General features: G+C 65.4%; 24 protein-coding genes and 1 tRNA gene. 9 read left to right on the top strand and 16 right to left on the bottom strand.

What is annotated here, in order from left to right; all coding sequences use genetic code 11:
* Positions 1-53 precede the first annotated feature (53 nt).
* Together FHW97_RS05795 and FHW97_RS05790 are read left to right on the top strand one after the other, a co-directional pair.
* The gene (locus FHW97_RS05795; protein ID WP_054131216.1) at positions 54-800 is read left to right on the top strand and encodes a GcrA family cell cycle regulator; all 747 of its coding nucleotides are present in this window, start codon (positions 54-56) and stop codon (positions 798-800) included.
* A 96-nt stretch (positions 801-896) separates the two neighbouring features.
* Positions 897-2039: a GGDEF domain-containing protein gene (locus tag FHW97_RS05790; RefSeq protein ID WP_171798349.1), complete on the top strand. Its 1143-nt coding sequence runs from the start codon at positions 897-899 to the stop codon at positions 2037-2039.
* A gap of 61 nt (positions 2040-2100) precedes the next feature.
* Here the strand turns inward: FHW97_RS05790 and pnp are convergent, their stop codons facing one another.
* From pnp to FHW97_RS05745, 9 genes are all read right to left on the bottom strand, one after another.
* On the bottom strand, positions 2101-4416 hold the full coding sequence (pnp, locus tag FHW97_RS05785; protein ID WP_054131217.1) for a polyribonucleotide nucleotidyltransferase: 2316 nt from the start codon (positions 4414-4416) through the stop codon (positions 2101-2103).
* A gap of 299 nt (positions 4417-4715) precedes the next feature.
* Positions 4716-4985 (bottom strand): 30S ribosomal protein S15, encoded by a 270-nt coding sequence (rpsO, locus tag FHW97_RS05780; protein ID WP_022677134.1) that lies wholly within the window; start codon positions 4983-4985, stop codon positions 4716-4718.
* 22 nt (positions 4986-5007) lie between these two features.
* Complete coding sequence (truB, locus tag FHW97_RS05775) at positions 5008-5907, bottom strand: tRNA pseudouridine(55) synthase TruB (RefSeq protein ID WP_171798348.1); 900 nt, start codon at positions 5905-5907, stop codon at positions 5008-5010.
* A gap of 56 nt (positions 5908-5963) precedes the next feature.
* On the bottom strand, positions 5964-6344 hold the full coding sequence (locus tag FHW97_RS05770; RefSeq protein ID WP_171798347.1) for a DUF6491 family protein: 381 nt from the start codon (positions 6342-6344) through the stop codon (positions 5964-5966).
* Between the two features lie 117 nt (positions 6345-6461).
* Positions 6462-7154, bottom strand: a complete 693-nt coding sequence (locus tag FHW97_RS05765) for a site-2 protease family protein (RefSeq protein WP_171798346.1) — start codon at positions 7152-7154, stop codon at positions 6462-6464.
* Positions 7151-7696, bottom strand: a complete 546-nt coding sequence (locus FHW97_RS05760; RefSeq protein ID WP_171798345.1) for a GNAT family N-acetyltransferase — start codon at positions 7694-7696, stop codon at positions 7151-7153. The genes FHW97_RS05765 and FHW97_RS05760 overlap by 4 nt, the downstream gene beginning before the upstream one ends.
* Positions 7693-8295: a thymidine kinase gene (locus FHW97_RS05755; protein WP_022677129.1), complete on the bottom strand. Its 603-nt coding sequence runs from the start codon at positions 8293-8295 to the stop codon at positions 7693-7695. The genes FHW97_RS05760 and FHW97_RS05755 overlap by 4 nt, the downstream gene beginning before the upstream one ends.
* 27 nt (positions 8296-8322) lie before the next feature.
* Positions 8323-8751: a 30S ribosome-binding factor RbfA gene (gene rbfA / locus FHW97_RS05750; RefSeq protein WP_171798344.1), complete on the bottom strand. Its 429-nt coding sequence runs from the start codon at positions 8749-8751 to the stop codon at positions 8323-8325.
* A 46-nt stretch (positions 8752-8797) separates the two neighbouring features.
* Positions 8798-9100, bottom strand: coding sequence for a hypothetical protein (locus FHW97_RS05745; protein ID WP_233253927.1), 303 nt, complete (start codon positions 9098-9100; stop codon positions 8798-8800).
* A 41-nt stretch (positions 9101-9141) separates the two neighbouring features.
* Here FHW97_RS05745 and FHW97_RS05740 point away from each other — a divergent pair, with 41 nt between their 5' ends.
* The 3 genes from FHW97_RS05740 to FHW97_RS05730 all read left to right on the top strand — a co-directional run bounded on the left by FHW97_RS05740 (position 9142) and on the right by FHW97_RS05730 (position 12098).
* Positions 9142-10278, top strand: a complete 1137-nt coding sequence (locus FHW97_RS05740; RefSeq protein ID WP_062788468.1) for a hypothetical protein — start codon at positions 9142-9144, stop codon at positions 10276-10278.
* Positions 10275-11657 (top strand): cytochrome P450, encoded by a 1383-nt coding sequence (locus tag FHW97_RS05735; protein WP_171798343.1) that lies wholly within the window; start codon positions 10275-10277, stop codon positions 11655-11657. The genes FHW97_RS05740 and FHW97_RS05735 overlap by 4 nt, the downstream gene beginning before the upstream one ends.
* Before the next feature lie 105 nt (positions 11658-11762).
* Entirely contained in the window at positions 11763-12098 is a 336-nt protein-coding gene (locus tag FHW97_RS05730; protein ID WP_054131219.1) for an RcnB family protein, read from the top strand.
* A gap of 175 nt (positions 12099-12273) precedes the next feature.
* Here the strand turns inward: FHW97_RS05730 and infB are convergent, their stop codons facing one another.
* The 4 genes from infB to rimP are packed head-to-tail and all read right to left on the bottom strand — an operon-like array spanning position 12274 to position 17952.
* On the bottom strand, positions 12274-14934 hold the full coding sequence (gene infB, locus FHW97_RS05725; RefSeq protein ID WP_171798342.1) for a translation initiation factor IF-2: 2661 nt from the start codon (positions 14932-14934) through the stop codon (positions 12274-12276).
* A gap of 5 nt (positions 14935-14939) precedes the next feature.
* Positions 14940-15719: a DUF448 domain-containing protein gene (locus FHW97_RS05720; protein WP_168350831.1), complete on the bottom strand. Its 780-nt coding sequence runs from the start codon at positions 15717-15719 to the stop codon at positions 14940-14942.
* Positions 15700-17346, bottom strand: a complete 1647-nt coding sequence (nusA, locus tag FHW97_RS05715; RefSeq protein WP_168350830.1) for a transcription termination factor NusA — start codon at positions 17344-17346, stop codon at positions 15700-15702. The genes FHW97_RS05720 and nusA overlap by 20 nt, the downstream gene beginning before the upstream one ends.
* Before the next feature lie 3 nt (positions 17347-17349).
* Positions 17350-17952, bottom strand: a complete 603-nt coding sequence (rimP, locus tag FHW97_RS05710) for a ribosome maturation protein RimP (protein WP_107718619.1) — start codon at positions 17950-17952, stop codon at positions 17350-17352.
* A 525-nt stretch (positions 17953-18477) separates the two neighbouring features.
* Between rimP and FHW97_RS05705 the strand changes: the two genes are divergently transcribed.
* The gene (locus tag FHW97_RS05705; protein WP_158271977.1) at positions 18478-18618 is read left to right on the top strand and encodes a hypothetical protein; all 141 of its coding nucleotides are present in this window, start codon (positions 18478-18480) and stop codon (positions 18616-18618) included.
* Entirely contained in the window at positions 18615-18845 is a 231-nt protein-coding gene (locus FHW97_RS05700; protein WP_022677251.1) for a PspC domain-containing protein, read from the top strand. The genes FHW97_RS05705 and FHW97_RS05700 overlap by 4 nt, the downstream gene beginning before the upstream one ends.
* Before the next feature lie 42 nt (positions 18846-18887).
* Here the strand turns inward: FHW97_RS05700 and FHW97_RS05695 are convergent, their stop codons facing one another.
* Positions 18888-19691 (bottom strand): queuosine precursor transporter, encoded by an 804-nt coding sequence (locus tag FHW97_RS05695; protein WP_022677252.1) that lies wholly within the window; start codon positions 19689-19691, stop codon positions 18888-18890.
* A gap of 62 nt (positions 19692-19753) precedes the next feature.
* Here FHW97_RS05695 and FHW97_RS05690 point away from each other — a divergent pair.
* A tRNA-Arg gene (locus FHW97_RS05690) sits at positions 19754-19830 on the top strand.
* A 12-nt stretch (positions 19831-19842) separates the two neighbouring features.
* On the opposite strand, the gene FHW97_RS05685 is transcribed toward FHW97_RS05690, so the two are convergent.
* The gene (locus tag FHW97_RS05685; protein WP_171798341.1) at positions 19843-20559 is read right to left on the bottom strand and encodes an SDR family NAD(P)-dependent oxidoreductase; all 717 of its coding nucleotides are present in this window, start codon (positions 20557-20559) and stop codon (positions 19843-19845) included.
* Between the two features lie 132 nt (positions 20560-20691).
* Here FHW97_RS05685 and FHW97_RS05680 point away from each other — a divergent pair, with 132 nt between their 5' ends.
* Entirely contained in the window at positions 20692-21603 is a 912-nt protein-coding gene (locus tag FHW97_RS05680) for a LysR family transcriptional regulator (RefSeq protein WP_171798340.1), read from the top strand.
* Here the strand turns inward: FHW97_RS05680 and FHW97_RS05675 are convergent.
* Positions 21586-22350, bottom strand: coding sequence for an alpha/beta family hydrolase (locus tag FHW97_RS05675; RefSeq protein ID WP_171798339.1), 765 nt, complete (start codon positions 22348-22350; stop codon positions 21586-21588). The genes FHW97_RS05680 and FHW97_RS05675 overlap by 18 nt on opposite strands.
* Positions 22351-22409: the final 59 nt, after the last annotated feature.

Raw genomic sequence — 22409 nt, 5'->3', positions numbered from 1 at the left:
TGATGAAAGGGCAAGGGACGCACCCCTTGGCCCATGCAAGGGTTTTCGAACGGATGAGCTGGACCGACGAGCGGATCGAGAAACTGACCAAGATGTGGGAAGGCGGCGCAACCGCCAGCCAGATCGCCGAAGAGCTTGGCGGGGTCAGCCGCAACGCCGTGATCGGCAAGGCCCATCGCCTGGGCCTGAAGGCGCGCCCTTCCCCGGTCAAGGCCAACGACAAGAGCGAGCCTGCGGCCGCCGCCGCGCCCAAGCCGGCCAAGCCTGCAGCACCAGCCGCGCCGCCGGCTGCCGAAGCGCGGCCGGCTGCGCCCAAGCCCACGCCTGCTCCGGCACCGGCGCCGGTGGAAGCGCGCCCTGCGCCAGCGCCGCGCCCTGCGCCGGCCGCGCCCGTTGCCTCCCCTCCGCCGGCCGCCAGCGCTGCTCCGGCCGGCGACGCGGCGCCTGCGCCCGCAGCGCCGACGCCCCGTGTGGTTTCGGTTGGCCCGGGCGGCTTCCTGCGCCAGGGCCCCGGCGATCAGCAGGCACCGATCCCGCCTGCGCCGCCGCGTCGCCTGGTGCCGGCACGGCCCAGCCCGGAAATCGCCGACAAGACCAGCCTGCTCGATCTCAACGATCGCATCTGCCGCTGGCCGATGGGCCACCCGGGTGAGCCGGATTTCCATTTCTGCGGTGAAAAGGTGAACCCTGGGTTCCCCTACTGCGTGGAACACTGTGGTCGCGCCTATCAGGCGCAGCTGCCGCGTGGCCACCGCCGCCCGCCCCCGCCGATGCCGTTTGGCGGGCCGCGCGTGCGCTAAGCCAGGCTATCTTGACCGGGCCTGACACCCGGTTACCACGGTTCTACGCAAGGCCGCGACCCTTAACCGGGTTGCGGCCTTGTCGTTTTGGCGGCCATGGGGAAACACGATCACCGGCGGGCCGAGAGCCCATTTCAGCGCCTGTGGCACAGGCTCGGCCTGGCGGGAGACAATGCGGCAGCCGGCGATCTTGCCGAAACGGCCAAGGCGCTTGCCGGTCGGCGGGCCTTGCTGGCACGGCTGGCGGCGCTGCTGGTGGAGCACGACCTGCCGATCAGTCCGTTCACGCTGGTGATGGCGCATGATTGCGTCACCGGCGCAAACCCACGCCTGGCCGAATTGCTGGTACAGCGCATCGCCGCCGGCCTGCCGATGGACCTCGCCTGGCTGGAACAGGCCCTGCGTCATCCCGCGCAGGACATGGCCGCCGAACAACTCGTCACCCTGCTGTGCCACGTGCGCGAAAGCCTGACCGCGTTCGATCGCAGCACGCACGATGCCATGCAGGCCAGCGACGACTTTTCCGACAGTCTGCAAGGCCACCTGGCCGACATGGCACAGGCCGGCGCCGACGAGGCACTGGTGCGCAAGCTGGCCGATGCCGCCCGCGCCATGCTGGTCCAGGCAAGCCAGCTTCATGCCGAACTTGCCGCCAGCCGCAAGCGCAGCGCCGAATTGCAAAGCACGCTGGAACAGGTGCAGCGTGTTGCCGATGAAGACCACCTCACCGGGCTGGCCAACCGCCGCGCGTTCGAGCGCCAGTTTGCCCAGGCGCTGGATCTGGCGCGTCGGACGGCCGCCCCGCTGTGCCTGGCGGTGGTGGATATCGATCATTTCAAGCACATCAACGATCGCCACGGCCATGCTGCCGGTGATCGCGTGCTCAAGGTGATTGCTGAAACCATCGCCACGCTGCGCGATTGCGAATGCTTTGTCGGCCGCATTGGCGGGGAGGAATTCGGCGTGCTGTTTCCCGGCCACAACCCCGGCCAGGCGCTGGCCCTGCTCGATGGCGCGCGGGCCCGGGTTGCCGAACGACGCATGATCAACCGCAGCACCGATGTTCCGTTCGGCTTGGTCACGATTTCCGGCGGCATTGCCGATGCCGTGGCCTGTGGCGACCTGGAAAGCGCACTCAGCGCGGCAGACGGCGCGCTCTACGCTGCCAAGAATTCCGGGCGTAACCGCGTGATGCTGACCGACCGCGCCTCGCCGGCGGAGCAACGCGCCAGGCCCTGACGCAAGAAAGGCCCGCACCGTGTGGTGCGAGCCTTCCTTGTTGCCATCAGGCCGGAATGCCTCAGTCGTCAGACTTGAGGAACGCCGGCATGTGATCGGGAGCCGGGCCTTCGTCGCGGTCACGACGGGGGCGATCGCCACCTTCGCGACGCGGACCACGATCGCCATCGCGGCGCGGGCCACGATCGCTGCGCGGACCACGACGGTCACCGCCGCGATCACCACGGTCGCCACGATCACCGCGCGGTTCACGCGGTTCGCGCGCCGGGCGGGTATCTTCCAGCGCTTCGCCGGTTTCCTGGTCCACTACGCGCATCGACAGGCGCACCTTGCCACGGTTGTCGATCTCGAGGACCTTGACCTTGACTTCCTGGCCTTCCTTGACGACGTCACCCGGCTTTTCCACGCGCTCGTTCTTCATTTCCGACACGTGGACGAGACCGTCCTTGCCACCCATGAAGTTCACGAATGCGCCGAAATCGACGATGTTGACGACCTTGCCGTTGTAGACCTTGCCGACTTCCGGTTCTTCGACGATGCCGAGGATCCAGTTCTTGGCCGCTTCGATCTGCGAGAGATCGGACGACGAGATCTTGATCAGGCCTTCGTCGTCGATGTCGACCTTGGCGCCGGTTTCCGCGACGATTTCGCGGATGACCTTGCCGCCGGTGCCGATCACTTCGCGGATCTTCGACTTGTCGATCTGGAGCGTCTCGATGCGCGGAGCATGGGCCGACAGCTCGTTACGAGCCGAACCCAGCGCCTTGGTCATTTCACCCAGAATGTGCGCGCGGCCTTCCTTGGCCTGGGCCAGGGCCTTGCGCATGATTTCCTCGGTGATCCCGGCGATCTTGATGTCCATCTGCAGCGAGGTGATGCCTTCGCTGGTGCCGGCCACCTTGAAGTCCATGTCGCCCAGGTGATCTTCATCACCCAGGATGTCGGACAGGACGGCAAAGTCCTTGCCTTCCAGGATCAGGCCCATGGCGATGCCCGAAACCGGGCGCGCGATGGGAACGCCAGCGTCCATCATCGACAAGCAGCCGCCGCACACCGTGGCCATCGACGAAGAGCCGTTGGATTCGGTAATGTCGGACAGCACGCGGATCGTGTAGGGGAACTCGTCCTTGGTCGGCAGCACCGGGTTGAGCGCGCGCCAGGCCAGCTTGCCATGGCCCACTTCGCGGCGACCGGGGGCGCCAAAGCGGCCCACTTCACCCACCGAATAGGGGGGGAAGTTGTAGTGCAGCATGAAGCGCTGATAGCTCAGGCCGTCGAGCCCGTCGATCATCTGCTCTGCATCCTTGGTGCCAAGGGTGGTGGTGCAGATGGCCTGGGTTTCGCCGCGGGTGAACAGCGACGAACCGTGGGTGCGCGGCAGGAAGCCGACGATCGATTCGATCGGGCGAACCTGGGTGACGGTGCGGCCGTCGATACGCTGACCATCCTTGATGATGGCGCCGCGCACGATTTCGGCTTCCAGCTTCTTGAGCGTCTTGATCGCCACCATCTGCGTCTGCGGGGTTTCATCCGCAAACAGCGTCTTGGCCTTGGCGCGCACGTCGTTCAGGGCGTTCGAACGGGCCGACTTGTCGGTCAGCTTGTAAGCCGCCGCGATATCGGCGCCAACGCCCTTCTTGAGCTTGGCCTTGATGTCGGCGGTGTTGTCCGACAGGTCGATTTCCCAAGGATCCTTGGCGGCCTTTTCTGCCAGCTCGATGATCGCGCCGATCACCTTGCGGCTTTCGTTGTGGGCAAAGACCACCGCGCCGAGCATTTCGTCTTCGGTCAGTTCCTTGGCTTCCGATTCCACCATCATCACGGCAGCGTCGGTTGCGGCAACCACCAGGTCGAGGCGGCCAGAGGCAGCTTCGGACAGCGACGGGTTGAGCTGGTATTCGCCATCCTTGAAGCCGACGCGCGCAGCGCCGATCGGGCCCATGAACGGCACGCCCGAGATGGTCAGCGCGGCCGAGGCGGCAACCAGCGCGACGATATCGGGTTCGGTCTCGCCGTCATAGCTCATCACCTGGCAGATGACGTTGATTTCGTTGTAGAAACCTTCGGGGAACAGCGGGCGCACCGGACGGTCGATCAGGCGCGAGACCAGCGTTTCCTTTTCGGTGGCGCCGCGTTCACGCTTGAAGAAACCACCGGGGATGCGGCCAGCTGCGGAAAACTTTTCCTGATAGTGCACGGTCAGCGGGAAGAAGTCCTGGCCTTCCTTCACCGACTTGGCGGCGGTCACCGCGCAAAGCACAACGGTTTCGCCATAGGTAGCCAGCACGGCACCATCGGCTTGGCGCGCAATGCGGCCAGTTTCCAGAGTGAGGGTCTTTCCGCCCCACTCCAGCGATACGGTCTTGACGTCGAACATGAATATTCCTTCGCCCCACGGGCCCTATTGCCGGCGGGATTTGCTGCCGGGGTGCCGTCCCGGTCCGGTGTGGGGCTTGGCCCCGTGGTGCCTGCGCCGAATTGCGCGAGGCGCCTTTGCCTTACCATGGATTGCGCCAGCGCCGAATGCCTTTTGCATCGGATCGTGGCCAATCCAGGCCTGTCTGCCTTGATAGGCAGATCTACAAACAAAACGGCCCGCCGGGTGGCGGCCGCCGCCAGCCTCGCTGGCGGATCTATAAACAAAACGGCCCGCCGGGTGGCGGGCCGTCTGTGAACTTACTTACGCAGACCAAGCTTCTGGATCAGCGCGTTGTAGCGATCGACGTCCTTCTTCTTCAGGTAGTCGAGCAGCGAACGACGCTTGTTCACCATCTGCAGAAGGCCACGACGCGAATGGTTGTCCTTGTGGTGGCCCTTGAAGTGTTCGGTGAGGTTGACGATCCGCTCGGTGAGGATAGCCACCTGAACTTCGGGCGAACCGGTATCACCGGCGGCGCGCGCGTTGTCCTGGATGATTTCCTGCTTCTTTTCCGGGGTCACCGACATAAGTATTCACTCCGCGACATGCTCAAAGGTTGAAACCCCGTTCAACGCGCAAGGCGCCACCTGCCAGCATGACCAGCGCGACCGGCTTGCCGCCGCACCGCGCCCACCATAGCCCGTCAGGAAAGGGCAACCCCGAAAGAACGCGGCCCTGGCGGACCGCCCCGGCCTGTTCGGGGTTGAGGTCAAGAGCCGGGATGTCGACCAGCCCTGCCTCCACAGGCAAGATTACGTTCTCAAGGGCCGCGCCTTGGCCCCAATCGTTCAATTTGTCCAGCGAAATCGCCTGATCCAGGGTGAACGGCCCGGCCTTGAGGCGGCGCAGCATGGTAACATGGCCGCGCGTGCCAAGGGCCAGGGCGATGTCGCGCGCCAGGCTGCGGATATAGGTGCCCTTGGATACATCGGCCTCCAGCGTGGCGCTGTCCAGCGCCGCGTCGCTGCCCTGGGTTTCCAGCACGCGCAGCGCGTGGATCGTCACGTTGCGGGCGGCCAAGACCACGTCGTGCCCGGCGCGCGCCATGTCATAGGCGCGCTCGCCATCCACCTTGAGCGCGGAATAGGCCGGCGGCACCTGGGCAATCGGCCCGGTAAAGGCCGCCAGCGCCGCATCGAGCGCGGCGCGGGTGGGCCGCACCGTGCTGTGGCCGATTACCGCCCCTTCCAGATCGAGCGTATCGGTCTCTGCGCCAAAGGCCATGGTGAAGGCATAGGTTTTATGCGCATCGAGCATGCGCCCGCACAGCTTGGTTGCCTCGCCCACGGCGATCGGCAGCACGCCAGTGGCCAGGGGATCGAGCGTGCCGCCATGGCCCACCTTGCACTTGCCAAGGCCGCGCGCGCGCAAGTTGCGCTTTACTGCCGCCACGCCCTGGGTCGATCCCAGGGTCAGCGGCTTGTCGAGAATGATCCAGCCATCTGCCATGGTCGCGCGCCCTAGCGGCTGCGCGCCGTTCTGTCAGCCCTTTGGCGCAGGGCGCGTCAGGCCGCAGGCTTTGCCTGCGCCGTCTTAGTCTTCATCGGCGGGCCAGCTACCTTGACCAGGCTTTGTACGGGGTAGCTTTGCCCGCGCACCACCACGCTGGCAAAACGGTCAAAAGTATCGGTGCCGCGCGCATCGAAACCGATCGCCTGGGCAAATGGCAGATCGAACGCCGGGCCCATCAGGCTGGCGCGATACCACTGGCCGCTTTGATCCTGGACATAGAGCGTGCTGTCACCCTGGGCACGCCAGTCGCGAATGCCGCCGTGGTTGACGAAGGGGATCGACGCTTCCACCGGCTTGCCCGGATTTACCGGCGCCTGAGCGAGAGCGGGGGTTGCGGCCAGCGCCAGCGCGGCCAGTGCAGCAATGCGGATCATGGGCCAACTCCTTGTCATGTCGAACCAATGGTATCGACATGGGCAGTGCGCCCGCGCGATCAAGCCCGGCGCGACAATTGGCGACCAAGCTGAAAGTACGTTAATCCCCCTGCGGCATCAGCCCAGCGGGCGGCCTGCTACCAGTTCGGCCAGCGCGATGTAATGGTCGGCCAACCACGTCACCGGCGGCACCACGACCGCACGCACCGGATCGAACGATGGCATCATCCAGGGCAGGACCACCAGCAGGACCAGCATGATCGGAAAGCCCAAGGGACGCAGTCGGGCATAGGCCTGCGCCGCCGGGCGCGGCAGCAGGCCCTCGACGATGTGCGATCCATCGAACGGCGGCAGCGGAAGCAGGTTGAAACAGGCAAGGAACAGATTGATGGCCAGGAAATTTACCAGGTTCGCCGCCACGAACTGGGCCACCGCGCCCGATCCCGGCGCCAGCCGCGCCATGACTCCCAGGCCCAGCGCCGCCACCACGGCCAGGGCAAAGTTCATCGCCGGCCCGGCAGCGCCCACCAGCATCATCGCCCGGCGCGGATGCGGCAGGCCGCGCACATCCACCGGCACCGGCCGGGCCCAGCCAAACACCGGCGCATGGGCGAGCGCGAGCATGCCGGGCAGTATCACCGTGCCCACCGGATCGACGTGGCGCAGCGGGTTGAAGCTCAACCGCCCCATGTCCTGCGCGGTGTGATCACCCAACAGGCGGGCCATGCGGCCATGCGCCACTTCGTGAAACACGATGGCCACGATCATCGGAATGGCCACCGTGGCGAGGCTGTACAGGGTGTCGTTCATGGCCGTGCCATCCATTCGTCGCGCAGGATCGAAAACAGCACCGTGTCGCGCACCCGGCCGGTCCAGGTGCGGCGTTCGTGGCGCATCAGGCCTTCTTCCACACCGCCCAGCTTGCGTACGGCGGCCTGGCTGCGGGTGTTGATCCGATCCACCTTGAACACCACCCGCTCAAGCCCGCAGGCAAAGGCATGGCCCAGCATCACGTGCTTGAGCCGGCCGTTGAAGCCCGTGCCGCGCAGCGCCGGCACGATGAAGCTGTTGCCGATCTCGATCGACCAGCCTGGCGCGCCATGCTCGATCCAGCCGGTCATGCCTGCCACCACCCCATCGGCCAGCACGGCATAGATCCGCCGTGCGGTCCCGCCCTCGAGCAGGCGATCGAATTGCGGATCGAAACTGTCGCCCAGATAATCATGCGGATAGACCGCCCATATCTCCTGATCCTGCGCGCAGGCGGCGCGCAGGCCTTCGCGGTGCCGCTCTGCCAGCGGCTCCAACGCCAGGTTGCCCTCGGCCAGGGGAACGTAAAGGCCATCGCTCATGGGTGTTCGTCCTGGCGAAGCGCCGCGCTGAAATGCGCGCGGCAAAGAGAAAGATAGCGTTCGTTGCCGCCGATTTCGGTCTGCGCGCCTTCGCGCACGGGGTGCCCTTGTGCATCGACCCGCAGGTTCATCGTCGCCTTGCGGCCGCAGTGACACACTGCTTTCAGTTCCACCAGGCTGTCCGCCAGCCCGAGCAGCGCGGCAGAACCTTCGAACAGATCGCCGCGAAAATCGGTGCGCAGGCCATAGCACAGCACGGGAACGCCGGCGCGATCGGCCAAGTCGGCCAGTTGCCACACCTGTGCCCGGGTCAGGAACTGGGCCTCGTCCACCAGCACGCAGGCGAGCGGCCCCGTGGCCAGTTCGGCGCTCACCGCCTGCCACAGATCGGTTTGCGGGGAAAAGCGATGGGCATCGGCATAAAGGCCCACGCGGCTGGCAATGGCCCGCCCCGGCCCAAGGTGTTCGGCGCGATCATCGAGCGCGGCGGTCCACAGCATCGTCGCCATGCCGCGCTCGTGATAGTTGAACGCGGCTTGGAGCAGGTTGGTCGATTTGCCAGCGTTCATGCTGGCATAATAGAAATAGAGCTTGGCCATGGCGGCAGCAGGCGCGGCGGGGCGCGCTCAGCCCTCGCCTTCTCCCGCACCATCGCCGGCAGCATCCTCACCCAGATCGCGGCGCACGCGCGGATCGGACAACAGCGCGTCTATGCGAAAAGCCTCGTCAAAGCTTTCGTCCGGCAAAAACTTGATCCGCGCGGCATATTTCAGCTTGAGCCGGCCGGCCACTTCCTTCTGGAAATAGGCGGTGTGCGTGCGCAAGGCCTTGAGCACGATCTCCTCGTCCTCGCCCAGCAAAGGCTTGATGAAGACGGTGGCGTGGCGCAGATCGGGCGACATGCGCACTTCGGTGACCGACACGGTATGCGCGCTGAGCACGTCATCATGGACGTACTGGCGCGTGAGCAGTTCGGACAATACGTGGCGCACCTGCTCGCCCACCTTGAGCAGGCGGACCGAGCGTTGTTCGGGAGAGGCATTCTGGCGGTTCATCGCGCCCTATATGGGGCATTGCCCGCGATTTCGCCAGAACCTTGGGTCAATAGCGGGGGAAGATCTTGCGCACGAGTTGGCCGCGCCACGGAAACCCATGATAATTGAAGAAGAACCAGCCAAATGTGCGCACTGCCAGCCACACCGGTACGGCCATCGGATCGCCCTCTTGCCGCAGGCCGCGAAAGAACGCGGCATCGGCGCGGCGGCGGTCGGCTTCCCGGCCGCCACCAGCAATGCCATAAGCATTGTCATGGCGCCGGCATGATCCATTGCGGTTGTATTTAAATCCATTGAGGAACAGACAGTAGTCCCTCTGCCCTGGATCACACACGTCAGCCCCCTGCACTTGTGATATCACCTGACCATGGATTTGGCGTGGATGGGGCAATGTTCAAGCGCAAAGTGTTCTATATTGGTGGTTTCGACCCGAGGGGCGCGCGTTTCTATCATGGATTTCTCGCACAACAGATCGCCACGCACAATGCGCGTGATTGCGCAGGCAATTCCCTGATCCTGTCTGCGCGGCACGCCGCCGGGCATGGGGACACTGCCTGGACGGTTGCCGATGCCGCCACCACGATCACCAGCGCTTTCCATGTCCTGGCGTGGGACGATATCGTGCGCCGCGCCTGGATCAGGGGCGGCCTGCGCGTGCTGCTGGCCAGCGCCCGCGCCTATGTCCGCCTCTTGTGGCAGACCGACCTCGCCTGCCTGCGCCGCGTGCCGCACGGCAGCCGCGTGGCGCTGTTCCTGCCGGCGCTGGCGCTGCTGGTGCTGCCGCTGCTGGCCGGCCTTGGCGCGGCGCTGTTTGCCATGCTGATCGGGCAGGCCTGGCTGGCACCACTGTTCGGGCTGGCGCTTGCCGCCGTGCTGGCGCTGATGCTCGGGGGGCGCGGCCATATCGGCTGGCTGGTGCAGTTCATCATCTTCAACGATGCCCTGGCCGCCGGGCGTGGCGATCCGGCACTCGCCACCCGGCTCGATCGCTTTGCCGATACCATCGACGGCGCGCTGGCCGCCGATCCGCCGTGGGACGAGGTGCTGCTGGTCAGCCATTCCAACGGCGCCGTTCTGGCCGCGGGCGTCATTGCCAGGTTGCTCGCCCGCCACGGCGGCGTGCTGCCTTCGCGCGTGGCGCTGGTCACGCTGGGGGCCAGCCTGCCGATGCTCGCCTCTCGCCGCGATGCGCACGATTTTGCCGACACCATGGCCACGCTGGCACAGGGCCGCTTTGCCTGGCTCGACATTGGCTCGCCCACCGATGGCGCCGCCACCCCGCTGGTCGATCCCTGGCTGGGCCGCGCGCCAGCCCGCCACGCTGGGCTGGTACAGCTTTCCCCGCGCTGGTTCGCGTTTTGCGATGTCCAGACCTATGCCGCGCGGCGCAAGGACAAGTATCTCACCCATTTCGATTATCTGCGCCGGCTCGATCGCCCGTCACCGCTCGATTACCTCGGCCTCACCTGCAGCGACCAGCCACTCATCGCCAGTATCGCCGCCTTTCGCCAGGTATCGCGCGCATGACCGAGCCGCCCGCACTGGCCGTGCCGCCTTTCCCCACGCCGTTGCGGCGCAAGGCGGGCCTGCTGCGCCGTTTCGTGATCGGCTGGGGCAGCTGGATCCACACGCTGTTCGAAAAATCCTATCGCATGAAAATGGGCACGGTGCGCTTTCCGCTGCTGCGTTTTTTCGTGATCAACGACCTGGCCCTGGCGCGAGACGTGCTGGAAGAACGCCACTGCCCCTGGCCCAAGCACGGCTTGATGACCGAACTGCTGCGCCCGTTGATGGGCGAAAGCGTGTTTTCTGCCAATGGCGCGCAGTGGCAGGCGCAGCGCGCGATGATCAATCCCGCTTTCGCCCAGGCTGGCCTTGGCCGCGCCTGGCCGGCCATGCGTGCCGCTGCGCAGGATATGGCCGGGCATTTGCACCAGGCGGCGGCGCGGGGGCCGGTGGATATGGAACAGGCGATGACGGCGGTGACGGCAGACGTGATCTATCGCACGCTGTTTTCACAAAGCCTGCCCGCCGATGCGGCCGAAACCGTCTTTGCCGCCTTTGATCGCTATCAGCGCCATGCCCAGCGCTATGCCATGCTGCGCCTCTACCGCCTGCCGCTCATGCGCCAGCGCCAGCGGCTGTCCCAGGCCGCCGCCGCTATCCGCACGCTGTTCGCCCCGCTCGTCGATGCCCGGATGGCAATGCGCGCGCGCCTGGGCCAGCCCCTGCCGCCGGCCGATATTCTCGATGCGCTACTCGATGCACGCCATCCGCATAGCGGCGCACCGTTTTCGCGCGAGGCCCTGCTCGATCAGCTTGGCACGATCTTCCTCGCCGGCCACGAAACCTCGGCATCCGCGCTGGCCTGGGCCAGTTATCTTCTGGCTGGCGACGCGGGGCTGCAGGATCGCCTGACCGCGCAAATCGCCGCTGTCACGGAGGGCAGCCCGCTCGCCGCCGATCATCTCAAGGCTTTGCCCGAACTGCGCCATCTCTTTCAGGAAGCGCTGCGCCTCTATCCCCCGGTCAGCTTCCTGATGCGCGAGGTCGTCGCGCCGCAGATCATGCGCGGCAAGGCGATGGCGTCGGGCGATCTCGCGGTGGTGTCGCCCTGGCTGATCCAGCGCAACGCCGACAACTGGGCCTGCCCGCACGCGTTCGATCCGGGCCGCTTTGCCCGCGCCGAGAATGCCAGGGCCGCGCGCGAGGCTTGGCTGCCGTTCGGCAAGGGCCCACGCGTGTGCATCGGCCAGGGCTTTGCCATGCAAGAGGCGATGATCGTGCTGGCCACGCTGCTGCGCGAATTTCGCCTGGCGCCCGCCGCAGGCTCCGCGCCGGAACCGATCAGCCGCCTGACCCTGCGGTCGCGCCATGGCATCCACTTGCGGCTCACCCTGCGCTGACGGCCGATTAGGTAACAAAATCGATACAAAGTCAGACATTTGTCGTGGGAGCCGGCACGGCGTTGAGCCGTTGAGGCAGGGTCAGTTTCATTGGAAAGGACCGCCATGAACAAGTTTCTCGCCACGGTTGCCGCCCTTGCGGTGGCCCTGCCCGCCGCCACCCCTGCGCTCGCCCAGCACTATGATGCGCGCCACGATCAACGCCACGACGTGCGCCAGGACATGCGCCGTGGACCGGTCAAGATGAAGCCCAATCCGTTCCGCAAGGGGCAGCGCTTCGACCACCGCCGCGCGCCCAACTATCGCGTGGTCGATTACCACCAGTACCGTCGCCTGTCGGCGCCGCCGCGTGGCTATCACTGGGTGCGGTCGGGCAACGATGCCCTGCTGGTGGCAATCGGCAGCGGCGTGATCGCCTCGGTGATCGCCAATACGTTCTGATCCGCGCGCGACCGGATCACGTCGGGGGTGGCTTTGCAAAAGGCCGCCCCTTTGCGTGCCAGGGTCGTGCTCCACAGCCCGCGCCCGACACAGGCTACAATCGCCTGCACCATGAACGAAAAAGACGGCCCTTCCCGTGGGAAAGGCCGTCTTTTCGTGTTTACCGATCCGAAGATCAGAGCGTGCGTTCGCGCTCTTCCACTTCGAACACTTCCAGCGTGTCGCCAGCCTTGATGTCGTTGGTGTCCTGCAACACCACACCGCATTCCAGGCCCGCGCGCACTTCCGAAACGTCGTCCTTGAAGCGACGCAGCGAGGCAATCGTGGTCTTGCTGACGATAACATCGTTGCGGGTAAGACGCGCATAGATGCCCTTGCGGATGTAGCCTTCCAGCACCAGCAGACCGGCTGCCTTGTCCTTCTTGCCCGCGGGGAAGACTTCCTTGACTTCCGCACGGCCCACAACGGTTTCGATGCGCTCCGGACCCAGCTCGCCCGCCATTTCCTTGGCGATGTCGTCGGTCAGCTGATAGATCACGTCGAAGTACTTCATCCGCACCTTGTTGCGCTCAATCAGCTCGCGCGCCTTGGCGTTGGGACGGACGTTGAAGCCCACGATCGGTGCGCCGGAAGCCTGGGCCAGGCCCACATCGCTTTCGGTGATCGCACCCACGCCGGAATGCAGCACGCGCACCTTGATCTCGTCGGTCGACAAGCGGTTGAGCGCATTGACGATCGCTTCGGTCGAGCCCTGCACGTCGGCCTTGATCACCACCGGATACTCGATGACGCTCTGCTTGGCCGCCAGCGCAGAGAACATGTTCTCCAGGCTCGACGGGGCAACGGCGGTGCGCTTGGCAGTGGCCTTTTCCTGACGGTAGGCCGCCACTTCACGGGCACGTGCTTCGTTTTCGACCACGGTGAGCGTGTCACCGGCCATCGGCACGCCGCCGATGCCGAGCACTTCGACCGGCAGCGAGGGCGGCGCAGACTTCACCTGGCGGCCCTTGTCATCCAGCATGGCGCGCACGCGGCCAGACTGGGTGCCTACCACCAGGATATCGCCCACATGCAGCGTGCCGCGGTTGATCAGCACCGTGGCCAGCGGCCCCTTGCCCTTGTCGAGCTTGGCCTCGATTACGGTCGCTTCGGCGGCGCGATCGGGGTTGGAACGCAGTTCCATCAGTTCGGCCTGGAGCAGGATCTTTTCGATCAGCGTGTCGAGCCCGGCGCCGGTCTTGGAGGAGACCTCCACGTCCTGCACGTCGCCCGACATTTCTTCCACGATCACTTCATGTTCGAGCAGGCGCTCGCGGATCTTCTTGGGATTCGCTTCGGGCTTGTCCGACTTGGTGATCGCCACGATCATCGGCACGCCAGCGGCCTTGGTGTGATTGATGGCTTCGATCGTCTGCGGCATGATGCCATCATCGGCAGCCACCACCAGGATGACGATGTCGGTGACATTGGCACCGCGCATGCGCATCTCGGTAAAGGCTTCGTGGCCTGGCGTATCCAGGAAGGTGATGTAATCGCCGCCCTTGGTCTTGATCTGATAGGCGCCGATATGCTGCGTGATGCCGCCGGCTTCGCCGCGCACCACGTCGGTGCCGCGCAGCGCGTCGAGCAGGCTGGTCTTGCCATGGTCAACGTGGCCCATGATCGCCACGACCGGGGGCCGCGACTTGAGCGTGGTATCGGCATCGATGTCCGAAGCGGTATCGATATCGACGTCGCTATCGCTCACGCGCTGAATGTTGTGGCCAAATTCGGTCACCAGCAGTTCGGCGGTATCCTGGTCGATGGCCTGGTTGATGGTGACCATCATGCCCATCTTGAACAGCGCCTTGACCAGGTCCGCGGCCTTTTCAGCCATGCGGTTGGCCAGATCCTGCACGGTGATCGCTTCAGGCACGATCACATCGCGCACTTGCTTTTCACGCGCCTGGGTCTGCCCGGCGAAGTGCGCACGGCGCTCCTTTTCACGGGCGCGCTTGAGCGCGGCGAGCGAACGGGCGCGAGCGCCCTCGTCTTCGTTGAGCGCGCGCGTCACGGTCAGCTTGCCCGCCTGGCGGCGATCATTGGCGTTCTTGTCACGCGGAGCATGCGCCGGCTTCTTGGCCGGTTCGGGGCGCTTGGGCGCCACCACCGGGGTAAAGCGGCGCGGCGCGGGCACGGCAGCAGCCGGGGCCGGGCGGGCAGCCGGCGCAGCGGCTGCGGCAGGAGCCGGAGCTTGTGCCTGGACCGGTTCTTCGGCCGCGGCAGCCGGAGCAGACGCCACTGGCGCGGCGGCAGGCGCCGGCTCGGCGACAGGCTGCGCCGCAGCGGCGGGCGCCACCGGTGCGGGTTCAGCAGCCGGAGCCGGTTCAGCCGGGGCGGCTTCGGGCGCGGCAGCAGCCTGGGCGGCAGCAGCAGCGGCTGCTTCCTTTTCCCCAACGCGGCGGCGTTCTTCCTCGATGGCGCGCAGGCGTTCTTCCTGCTCGCGGCGGTTGGCCGCTTCCAGCGAAGCGAGGCGGGCTTCCTCGGCCTGGCGCAGCAGGCGGGCCTGCAGTTCCTGGCGCGTCTCGCGCGAGGCGGTGGGGGAAACTGGCGGCGGCGGCGGCGGCACGACCGGCGCACGCGCGGCCGGCGCAGCGGGGCGCGGGGCTGCGGCAGGCGCAGCGGGGGCCGGCGCGGCGGGCTGTCCGCCCGGCACCAGCTTGCGGCGCTTTACCTCGACCACCACCTTGTTGGTGCGACCATGGCTGAAGGTCTGCTTGACCTCTCCGGCCTCCACTGCGGTCTTCAGGCCCAGTGGCCTGCGGCCCAGTGTCGGCTTCTTGTCGCTATCGCTCATCGAACTCATTCGCCCTTCGTATCCAAATCGTCATTCGCCGCATGCGCGGCCGGTGCAGCAGCAGGGGCCGGTTCGCCCGGTGGCGTGCCACCAGGCGGACCTTCCGGTGCCGCAGCCCCGATAAAGTGCATCAAGCGGGCCAATGGCCCGTCAATCCGTTCGGCCGCGCCCGCATCGGTGACGCCCAGGTGAACGACGTTGTCGCGGCCCAATGCCACAGACAACGCCGCCCGGTCCAGCGGCAAGATGCGGCCCATCATTCCCGATCCTTCGGCCTCTTCGCCCACGCGCCAGGCCTGGGCCAGCTTGCCCACGCCATCGGCCTTTGCATCGCTGGCATGGGCCAGCAGCACGACCGCGCCGGAACGCGCGGCCTGGGCGATTTTTTCGGTTCCCAGCACCAGGCTACCGGCACGCAACTCGATACCGAGTCGGTCCAGCGTGGCGCGTTTCAGGCCTTGTTCGATCAGATCGGGCAGGTCGGCGGGAATGGTCAGCGGGGCGCCTTTGAATGCGCGTGCCAACGCTCCCTTAAGTTTGCCATTGGCAAGCGCGATTTCAAGGTCTGCGCGAGAAACACCGATCCAGGCGCCGCGCCCAGGGGCACGCGCCAACGGATCTGGCAGAACCAGACCATCGGGCGAAATCGCCAGGCGCACCAAGGCGCCCCGGCCATCGTGGCGGGCGGTGAGGATACATTTCCGCTCCGGCAAAGCCTTGTCAGGCCTTGCCGGGCGGTCTTGCGGCCCTGGGGCGCTTAGCGTGTCATTGTGAGGATTCCGCATCGGCGGCCTCCTCGGTTGCGGGGGCTTCGTCGGCCATCGGTTCATCGTCGAACCAGTGGGCGCGTGCCGCCATGATGATTTCGTTACCCTGCTCGTCGGTCAGGCCATATTCGCCCAGCACGCCGCCCTTGTCTTCGCTGCGTTCCGAACGATCGCGTTCGCGGCGGTCGTTGCGGCGGCGCTGGTCGTTGTTGCGCTTCTTGGCGATCAGTTCGTCGGTGGCGAGGTCCGCCAGGTCGTCCAGCGTCTTGATCCCTGCCTTGCCCAGCGTAACCAGCATGGCTTCGGTCAGGTGAGGCAGTTCGGCCAGGGCATCGTCCACACCCAGGGCACGGCGTTCTTCACGCTGGCCTTCCTCGCGGCGTTCCAACGCTTCAAGCGCGCGGTTCTGCAGTTCGGCCGCCAGTTCCTCGTCGAAACCTTCGATTCCGGCGAGTTCGCTGATGTCGATATAGGCCACTTCTTCCAGCTCGCTGAAGCCTTCGGCCACCAGCAGCTGCGACAGGGTTTCATCGACGTCGAGTTCTTCCTCGAAGGTCTTGGACCGTTCGGAGAATTCCTTCTGGCGCTTTTCGCTCGCCTCGGCCTCGGTCATGATGTCGATGGCAGAGCCGGTGAGCGAGGATGCCAGGCGCACGTTCTGGCCACGGCGACCGATCGCCAGGCTCAGCTGGTCGTCGGGCACGACCACTTCGATGCGGCTTTCTTCCTCGTCGATCACCACGCGGCTGACCGTCGCGGGCTGCAGCGCGTTGACCACGAACGTCGCGGTGTCTTCGCTCCAGGGGATGATGTCGATCTTTTCGCCCTGCATTTCCTGGACCACCGCCTGAACGCGGCTGCCCTTCATGCCGACGCAGGCGCCGACCGGGTCGATCGAGCTGTCACGGCTGATCACGCCGATCTTGGCGCGGCTGCCCGGATCGCGGGCTGCGGCCTTGATCTCGATGATGCCGTCATAGATTTCGGGCACTTCCTGGGCGAACAGCTTCTTCATGAAGTCGGGGTGCGCACGGCTCAGGAAGATCTGCGGACCGCGGTTCTGGCGCTCCACCTTGAGGATCAGCGCGCGCACGCGCTCACCCACGCGCGGTACTTCGCGCGGGATCTGCTGGTCGCGGCGGATCACGCCTTCGGCGCGGCCCAGGTTGACGATCACGTGGCCGAATTCGACCGACTTGATCACGCCGGTGATGATTTCGCCCGCGCGGTCCTTGAACTCGTCATACTGGCGATCGCGCTCGGCATCGCGCACCTTCTGGAAGATGACCTGCTTGGCCGACTGCGCATCGATGCGGCCGAGGTCCACCGGCGGCAGCGGATCGACGATGAAGTCACCCACCTTGGCGCCGGCCTGGAGCTTTTCGGCCTGCTTGAGGTCAACCTGCTTGAAGTAGTCTTCGACGTGCTCGACCACTTCGACCACGCGCCACAGGCGCAGATCGCCGGTGCGCGGATCGAGCTTGGCGCGAATGTCGTTCTCGGCGCCATAGCGGTTGCGCGCCGACTTCTGGATCGCTTCTTCCATCGCTTCGATCACGATGGACTTGTCGATCATCTTTTCGGCAGCGACCGCGTTGGCAATCGCCAGCAGCTCGGCACGGTTGGCGGAAATCGCACTGGCCATGGCTTAGTCTTCCTGTTCCTCAAGAAATGCGTCGGTTTGCGCCAAAGCGTCTTCGTCTTCGAAATCTTCCTCGTCCACGCCGGAGCTATCCACCGGGCGCGAGGCGGCAATCAGCCGATCGGTCAGGATCAGCTTGGCATTGGTGACAAGGGCAAACGGCACGGCAAACACCTCGCCGTCATCCTCGATCGAGATCGTGCCGGTATCGGCATCGAAACCCTTGAGATCACCACGAAAGCGCTTGCGATTGTCGAGCAGCTCGGACAGCTCGATCCGCGCCTCGTGACCGATCCAGGCGGCAAAGTCCTTGGGGCGGGTCAGCGGGCGGTCGATCCCCGGAGAGCTGACTTCAAGGCGATAGGCCTCTTCGATCAGCATTTCGCCGGCTTCTTCCAGCGCGTCGATCTTGTCGGAAATGCGGTGCGAAAGGCCGGCGCAATCGGCGATGACCAGTTGCCCGGTCTCGGGGCGCTCGGCCATGATCTGGAGCGTGTGCTCCTCGTCGCCAACTTCGCTCTTGCCGTAAAGGCGCACGCGCACGAGATCGAATCCCATGGCTTTCACCTCGGGCTCCACAATCTCGATGATCCGCGCGATATCCGTCATGCCGTCTCCAATACTCCCGAGCACGCCCTTGGCGCGTCAAACCAATTCAGGCCACACCGTTTCAGCAACGAAGTTTCGCGCCGGCCCCGTCTGGCGCCAGCCCGCTCTTGCCTTCACAATGTCGGGATGAATGTGCAGATAAGGGAGGCGGCGGAAAATTGCAAGAACAAAGCCACGCCACTCGGCCTTTGATCGCAAGGGAGGCGGGAACCGCCGGATTGCTCCGGCAACGCCTGATGCATGGCCCGCCCGGCCTGCATCGGCGCCAGCCTTCCAAAGGGGGAAGAAGGCCGGTCCCCGCCCTGACAAAGCTGCGCGGCATGCGAATCGCGTCAGCCAGGAAATCCATCATCCAAATTATCGGTGAATAATCCCAATCCTTGGTATTCATTCTGCGTTCACGGGCAAGACAGGCGAAGAGAAAGCGCAGAAAACCGCCATTTTCTGAATTTGGCACGCCCCATGCAAAGCAAGGGACATCGGCCGGATGCGATCATCCGGCGCCACATTCAGGGAGTAATCACCATGCAGACCTTGCTTTCCATCGCCGGCCGCACCTCGGCCGCCGTCGCCGCCCTCGCCCTCTCGCTCGCCCTAATCGGCCAGACCGTGCAGACGCCGGTCACCACTGCCCAGGGCACCGCTTCCGCCGTGGAGATCGCATGATGACCGACCTGCGCTTTGACGACAGCCCCGTCCGCCCCGCCCGCCGCCGTGGCAGCATTTTCCGCCGCGACCGCGCCAACGGCAAGATCTTCGGCGTTTGCGCCGGCATGGCCGACGCGCTCGATCTCGATGTCACGCTGGTGCGCGTGGCCTGGATCGCCGGCACCCTGCTGGGCTTTGGCTCGCTGCTGTTGATCTACCTGGCCATCGCGCTGATCGCCGATTGATGCGGGCCGCCGACACCACCTCTGGCACCGACCCGCACCCCTTCACACCGAAGCGGTGCGGGCAAACGGCGAGAAATCGGTGTCGGTGTCATAGACGTCCACACCTTCGCGCCGCTTGAGGAAATTGACCACGGCATAGGTAACGGGCGTGAGCACCACTTCCCACAACACCTTCATCGCCCAGTTGGTGATCATCACATGCACCACATCGGCATTGGTCCAGGTGCCCAGGAACGCCACGGGATAGAAGATCAGGCTGTCGATCGCCTGCCCGGCGATGGTCGAGCCCCAGGTGCGGGTGAACAGATACTTGCCGCCCGTCCACACCTTCATTCGCGCCATCACGAAGGAATTGACGAATTCCCCGGCCCAGAATGCCGTGACCGAGGCCAGCACGATGCGCCAGGTGCTGCCGAACACCGAGACATAGGTGGTCTGGCAAACCGCCCCAGCGGAACTTCTGGCCACGAGCCCGGCAAACTGCGGATCGCCGCTCGATGCGCAGCCCCAGTCGGCCGCCGGCGGCATCGCCACCACCACAAAGCTCATCACCGCCATGAACAGCAGCGCGAAAAAGCCCACCCACACACAGCGCCGCGCGTTGGCATAGCCGTAGACCTCGGTGAGCACGTCACCCAGGATGTAGGAAATCGGGAAGAACAGGATGCCCGCGCCAAAGGTGAAGCCGCCCACGCTCGACAGCTTTGACGCGCCGATCAGGTTCGACAGCAGCAGGATCGCCACGAACGCGGCCATCATGTAGTCGAAAAAGCGGAAATGGCGGCGTGCGCCGAGCTTGCCGCCGATCTTTTCAAGCGGCGCCGATGCGGATGCGGGATCGTTCATGGGGATGAACTGCTATCGCCATTTGCACCAAAGGCAAAGCCGTCTTATGGGCACGGCTGTGCGCGCCCTTAGCTCAGCTGGATAGAGCACCAGCCTTCTAAGCCGGTGGCCGCAGGTTCGAATCCTGCAGGGCGCGCCATTCCAGCGATTCTCACCAGCGAACGGTGCGCCCTTCCCGATCGAGATAATGCAGGCCGGGCTTTCCCCGCTGCGCGAGCAGCGTGGTGACGATCTGTGGCACGGTTTCCTCGATGCCGAACGGCGCCTCGGCTCCGCCAAGTCTGGTGCGGATCCAGCCTGGCGCCATAAGCACCTTGGCCCGGCCATCATCGGCATGACGCGCCGCATAGCTGCGCATATACTGGTTCAGCGCAGCCTTCGTGCCCCTGTAGACCTCGTGCCCGCCATTCACATTGTTGGCGATACTGCCCTGGCCCGAAGACATGACACCGATCAGGCCCGCTGGGGCGACGCAATCCTGCAAGCCTTCCACCACCCGTAGCGGGCTGAGCGCGTTGGTGACCATCACGCGAATGAACTCTTCGGTCGAAACCTCCGCGATAGTTTCGTCCTGGTTGTGGTTGGCCGTACCCGCGTTGACGAACAGGATGTCGAACTTCTTCCCCATCAGCCGTTCGCGCAATGCCATAATCTGCGCTGGCTGCGTCATGTCGAGCTGGGCAATGTCGACGCGGCCCGGGTGGGCATCGGCAAGGTCGTGCAACGCAGTGCGGTCAGGGCCGCGCACCGTTCCGACGACATGCCAGCCCCGCGCGATACATTCTGCCGCCATCGCATGGCCAAGGCCACGCGATGCGCCGACAATGAGAATCGTGCCGGCGGTGTCGCCAATGGCTTGGGAAAACATGGTCATTCCTTTCGGTTTTGCCGCTGAAGACCATCATCTTCCGCTTTCGATAGCTGCACCAGACGCACAGGATGCAAACTGTTGTTGCATCATGCGCTATCCCACGTTTGCCAGGCCGCCTATCATTTGGCGATGGACACCATTGACCTTAACCTGTTGTCGGCGCTGGACGCGCTTCTAGCGGAAGGCAGCGTGACGGCTGCGGCGCGTCGCTTGAGCCTCAGCCCATCGGCCATGAGCCGCACGCTCGCACGGTTGCGGGCGGCGACCGGCGATCCCCTGCTGGTGCGGGCAGGCCGTGGGCTGGTGCCAACTCCCCGCGCCATCATGCTGCGCGAGCGTGTTCATGCGTTGGCGCGAGATGTTCGCGATGTTCTCACGCCACACGAAGGGCCGCTCGATCTCGCTACGCTCAAGCGGACTTTCACCATCCGCGCCAACGAAGGCTTCATCCCGCTGTTCTCCGCTTCCCTGGTCAAGACCGTGGTCGCCGCCGCACCGCATGCGCGCCTGCGCTTTGCCCCAAAGCCCATCAAGGAGGCTGGGCCGCTGCGGGACGGAACGATCGACCTTGAAATCGGAGTGCTCGGCGATTTTGCGCCCGAGGTGCGAACACAGCTGCTTTTTCGTGACCGCTTCATCGGCGCGGCAAGAGAGGGGCATCCCCTGTTGTCAGCTGCGGTGACCGCAGATCGCTATGCGGCCGCCAAGCATGTCGTCGTGTCGCGGCGCGGACAATCGACCGGACCCGTCGATGACATGCTGGCAGCGCTCGGGCTGCAGCGCGAGATCGTCGCCGTCGTGCCCGGCTTCCCGGATGCCTTGCGGATTGCCCGCCAGTCCGATCTGGTCGCGCTGGTGCCGCAATCCTGTCTGTCCGACCCATGGTTCTCGGATGGGCTGGTGCGCTTCACGCTGCCGGTTGAAACACCCGACATTGCCGTTGCCGCGCTGTGGCATCCGCGCATGGACGCCGATCCTGCGCATCGCTGGCTGCGCGAGACCGTCATCGCGCAGTGTCGATCTTCAACACGTCTGTCCTGACACGCTCGTGGCGCAATCCAGCCGTGGCGCTTGAGATTCCTTCTGACAGGCCAGATCATGCACGTGATCAATGGCCTCCCAGGCGCGCGCGAACGCGCCATCGTCCAGACCATGGTATTCGTGGTCGCACTCGAGCGAAACGATCGAGCATGTCGGGCCAAGGAAGCGGCCGAACTGCGCGGGATCGCCGCCATAGGCATCGCCGCGGCCCTGGATCACCACCATCGGCTTGACCACCGCGCGCAGGTGCCGCGTGCGATAGGCTTCGCGCCGCCGTTCCGGGTGGCGAAACGGATAGCCAAAGCTGGCGATCGCCTGCACGTGGGGGTGCGCGGCAATCCGCGTGGCAGCCACGCCCCCGGCCGAATGGGTCACGACCACGACTCGTGCGTGCGGCAGGCTTTCGATGAACCGCTGCAATTCCCAGCTGGCGATCAGCCACGGCGGCAGCAGTGCCGCCATGAGAAAGTCGAGGCGGTGCGGGCTGGCGCAGGCCAGCGCGGTCTTGACCGCGTACCAGGCGGCCAGGCGCGGCCACGACAGCGCCTGGCCCGTGCTGCGCGCAATGCCTGGCAGGGCCTGTTCCAGGCGGCGGTTGATCCCCTCCGATGCGGCATGGCGCGGGGATTCAAACACGAAAACCGGTTGCCCGCGCTCGCCAAACTTGCGGGCAACGCGGGTCAGGATATCGGATCGCTTGGCGGTGTTGCTGCGCCCGGCCAGAACGATCGCAAGCGGTGGCATCATGCGGGAAACCATGGTGGCAGAGGTTGCGGTTTCGCCAGCGCTGGCGGCAACCCCCGCCT

This window comes from Novosphingobium sp. SG754, assembly GCF_013149315.1.
Lineage (GTDB): Bacteria > Pseudomonadota > Alphaproteobacteria > Sphingomonadales > Sphingomonadaceae > Novosphingobium > Novosphingobium capsulatum.
The sequence above is the reverse complement of the archived record's forward strand: the minus strand, read 5'-3'. Positions and strand labels throughout refer to the sequence as shown.

Bases quoted from the DNA above. Each gene is read 5' to 3' on its own strand.
- nusA (WP_168350830.1), bottom strand. From the start codon at position 17,346: ATGGCCAGTGCGATTTCCGCCAACCGTGCCGAGCTGCTGGCGATTGCC.
- rpsO (WP_022677134.1), bottom strand. From the start codon at position 4,985: ATGTCGGTGACCCCGGAAAAGAAGCAGGAAATCATCCAGGACAACGCG.
- rimP (WP_107718619.1), bottom strand. From the start codon at position 17,952: ATGACGGATATCGCGCGGATCATCGAGATTGTGGAGCCCGAGGTGAAA.
- FHW97_RS05760 (WP_171798345.1), bottom strand. From the start codon at position 7,696: ATGAGCGATGGCCTTTACGTTCCCCTGGCCGAGGGCAACCTGGCGTTG.
- FHW97_RS05790 (WP_171798349.1), top strand. From the start codon at position 897: ATGGGGAAACACGATCACCGGCGGGCCGAGAGCCCATTTCAGCGCCTG.
- FHW97_RS05735 (WP_171798343.1), top strand. From the start codon at position 10,275: ATGACCGAGCCGCCCGCACTGGCCGTGCCGCCTTTCCCCACGCCGTTG.
- FHW97_RS05770 (WP_171798347.1), bottom strand. From the start codon at position 6,344: ATGATCCGCATTGCTGCACTGGCCGCGCTGGCGCTGGCCGCAACCCCC.
- truB (WP_171798348.1), bottom strand. From the start codon at position 5,907: ATGGCAGATGGCTGGATCATTCTCGACAAGCCGCTGACCCTGGGATCG.
- FHW97_RS05765 (WP_171798346.1), bottom strand. From the start codon at position 7,154: ATGAACGACACCCTGTACAGCCTCGCCACGGTGGCCATTCCGATGATC.
- pnp (WP_054131217.1), bottom strand. From the start codon at position 4,416: ATGTTCGACGTCAAGACCGTATCGCTGGAGTGGGGCGGAAAGACCCTC.
- FHW97_RS05730 (WP_054131219.1), top strand. From the start codon at position 11,763: ATGAACAAGTTTCTCGCCACGGTTGCCGCCCTTGCGGTGGCCCTGCCC.
- FHW97_RS05695 (WP_022677252.1), bottom strand. From the start codon at position 19,691: ATGAACGATCCCGCATCCGCATCGGCGCCGCTTGAAAAGATCGGCGGC.
- infB (WP_171798342.1), bottom strand. From the start codon at position 14,934: ATGAGCGATAGCGACAAGAAGCCGACACTGGGCCGCAGGCCACTGGGC.
- FHW97_RS05720 (WP_168350831.1), bottom strand. From the start codon at position 15,719: ATGCGGAATCCTCACAATGACACGCTAAGCGCCCCAGGGCCGCAAGAC.
- FHW97_RS05680 (WP_171798340.1), top strand. From the start codon at position 20,692: ATGGACACCATTGACCTTAACCTGTTGTCGGCGCTGGACGCGCTTCTA.
- FHW97_RS05740 (WP_062788468.1), top strand. From the start codon at position 9,142: ATGTTCAAGCGCAAAGTGTTCTATATTGGTGGTTTCGACCCGAGGGGC.
- FHW97_RS05705 (WP_158271977.1), top strand. From the start codon at position 18,478: ATGCAGACCTTGCTTTCCATCGCCGGCCGCACCTCGGCCGCCGTCGCC.
- FHW97_RS05675 (WP_171798339.1), bottom strand. From the start codon at position 22,350: ATGATGCCACCGCTTGCGATCGTTCTGGCCGGGCGCAGCAACACCGCC.
- rbfA (WP_171798344.1), bottom strand. From the start codon at position 8,751: ATGAACCGCCAGAATGCCTCTCCCGAACAACGCTCGGTCCGCCTGCTC.
- FHW97_RS05685 (WP_171798341.1), bottom strand. From the start codon at position 20,559: ATGTTTTCCCAAGCCATTGGCGACACCGCCGGCACGATTCTCATTGTC.
- FHW97_RS05795 (WP_054131216.1), top strand. From the start codon at position 54: ATGAGCTGGACCGACGAGCGGATCGAGAAACTGACCAAGATGTGGGAA.
- FHW97_RS05700 (WP_022677251.1), top strand. From the start codon at position 18,615: ATGATGACCGACCTGCGCTTTGACGACAGCCCCGTCCGCCCCGCCCGC.
- FHW97_RS05755 (WP_022677129.1), bottom strand. From the start codon at position 8,295: ATGGCCAAGCTCTATTTCTATTATGCCAGCATGAACGCTGGCAAATCG.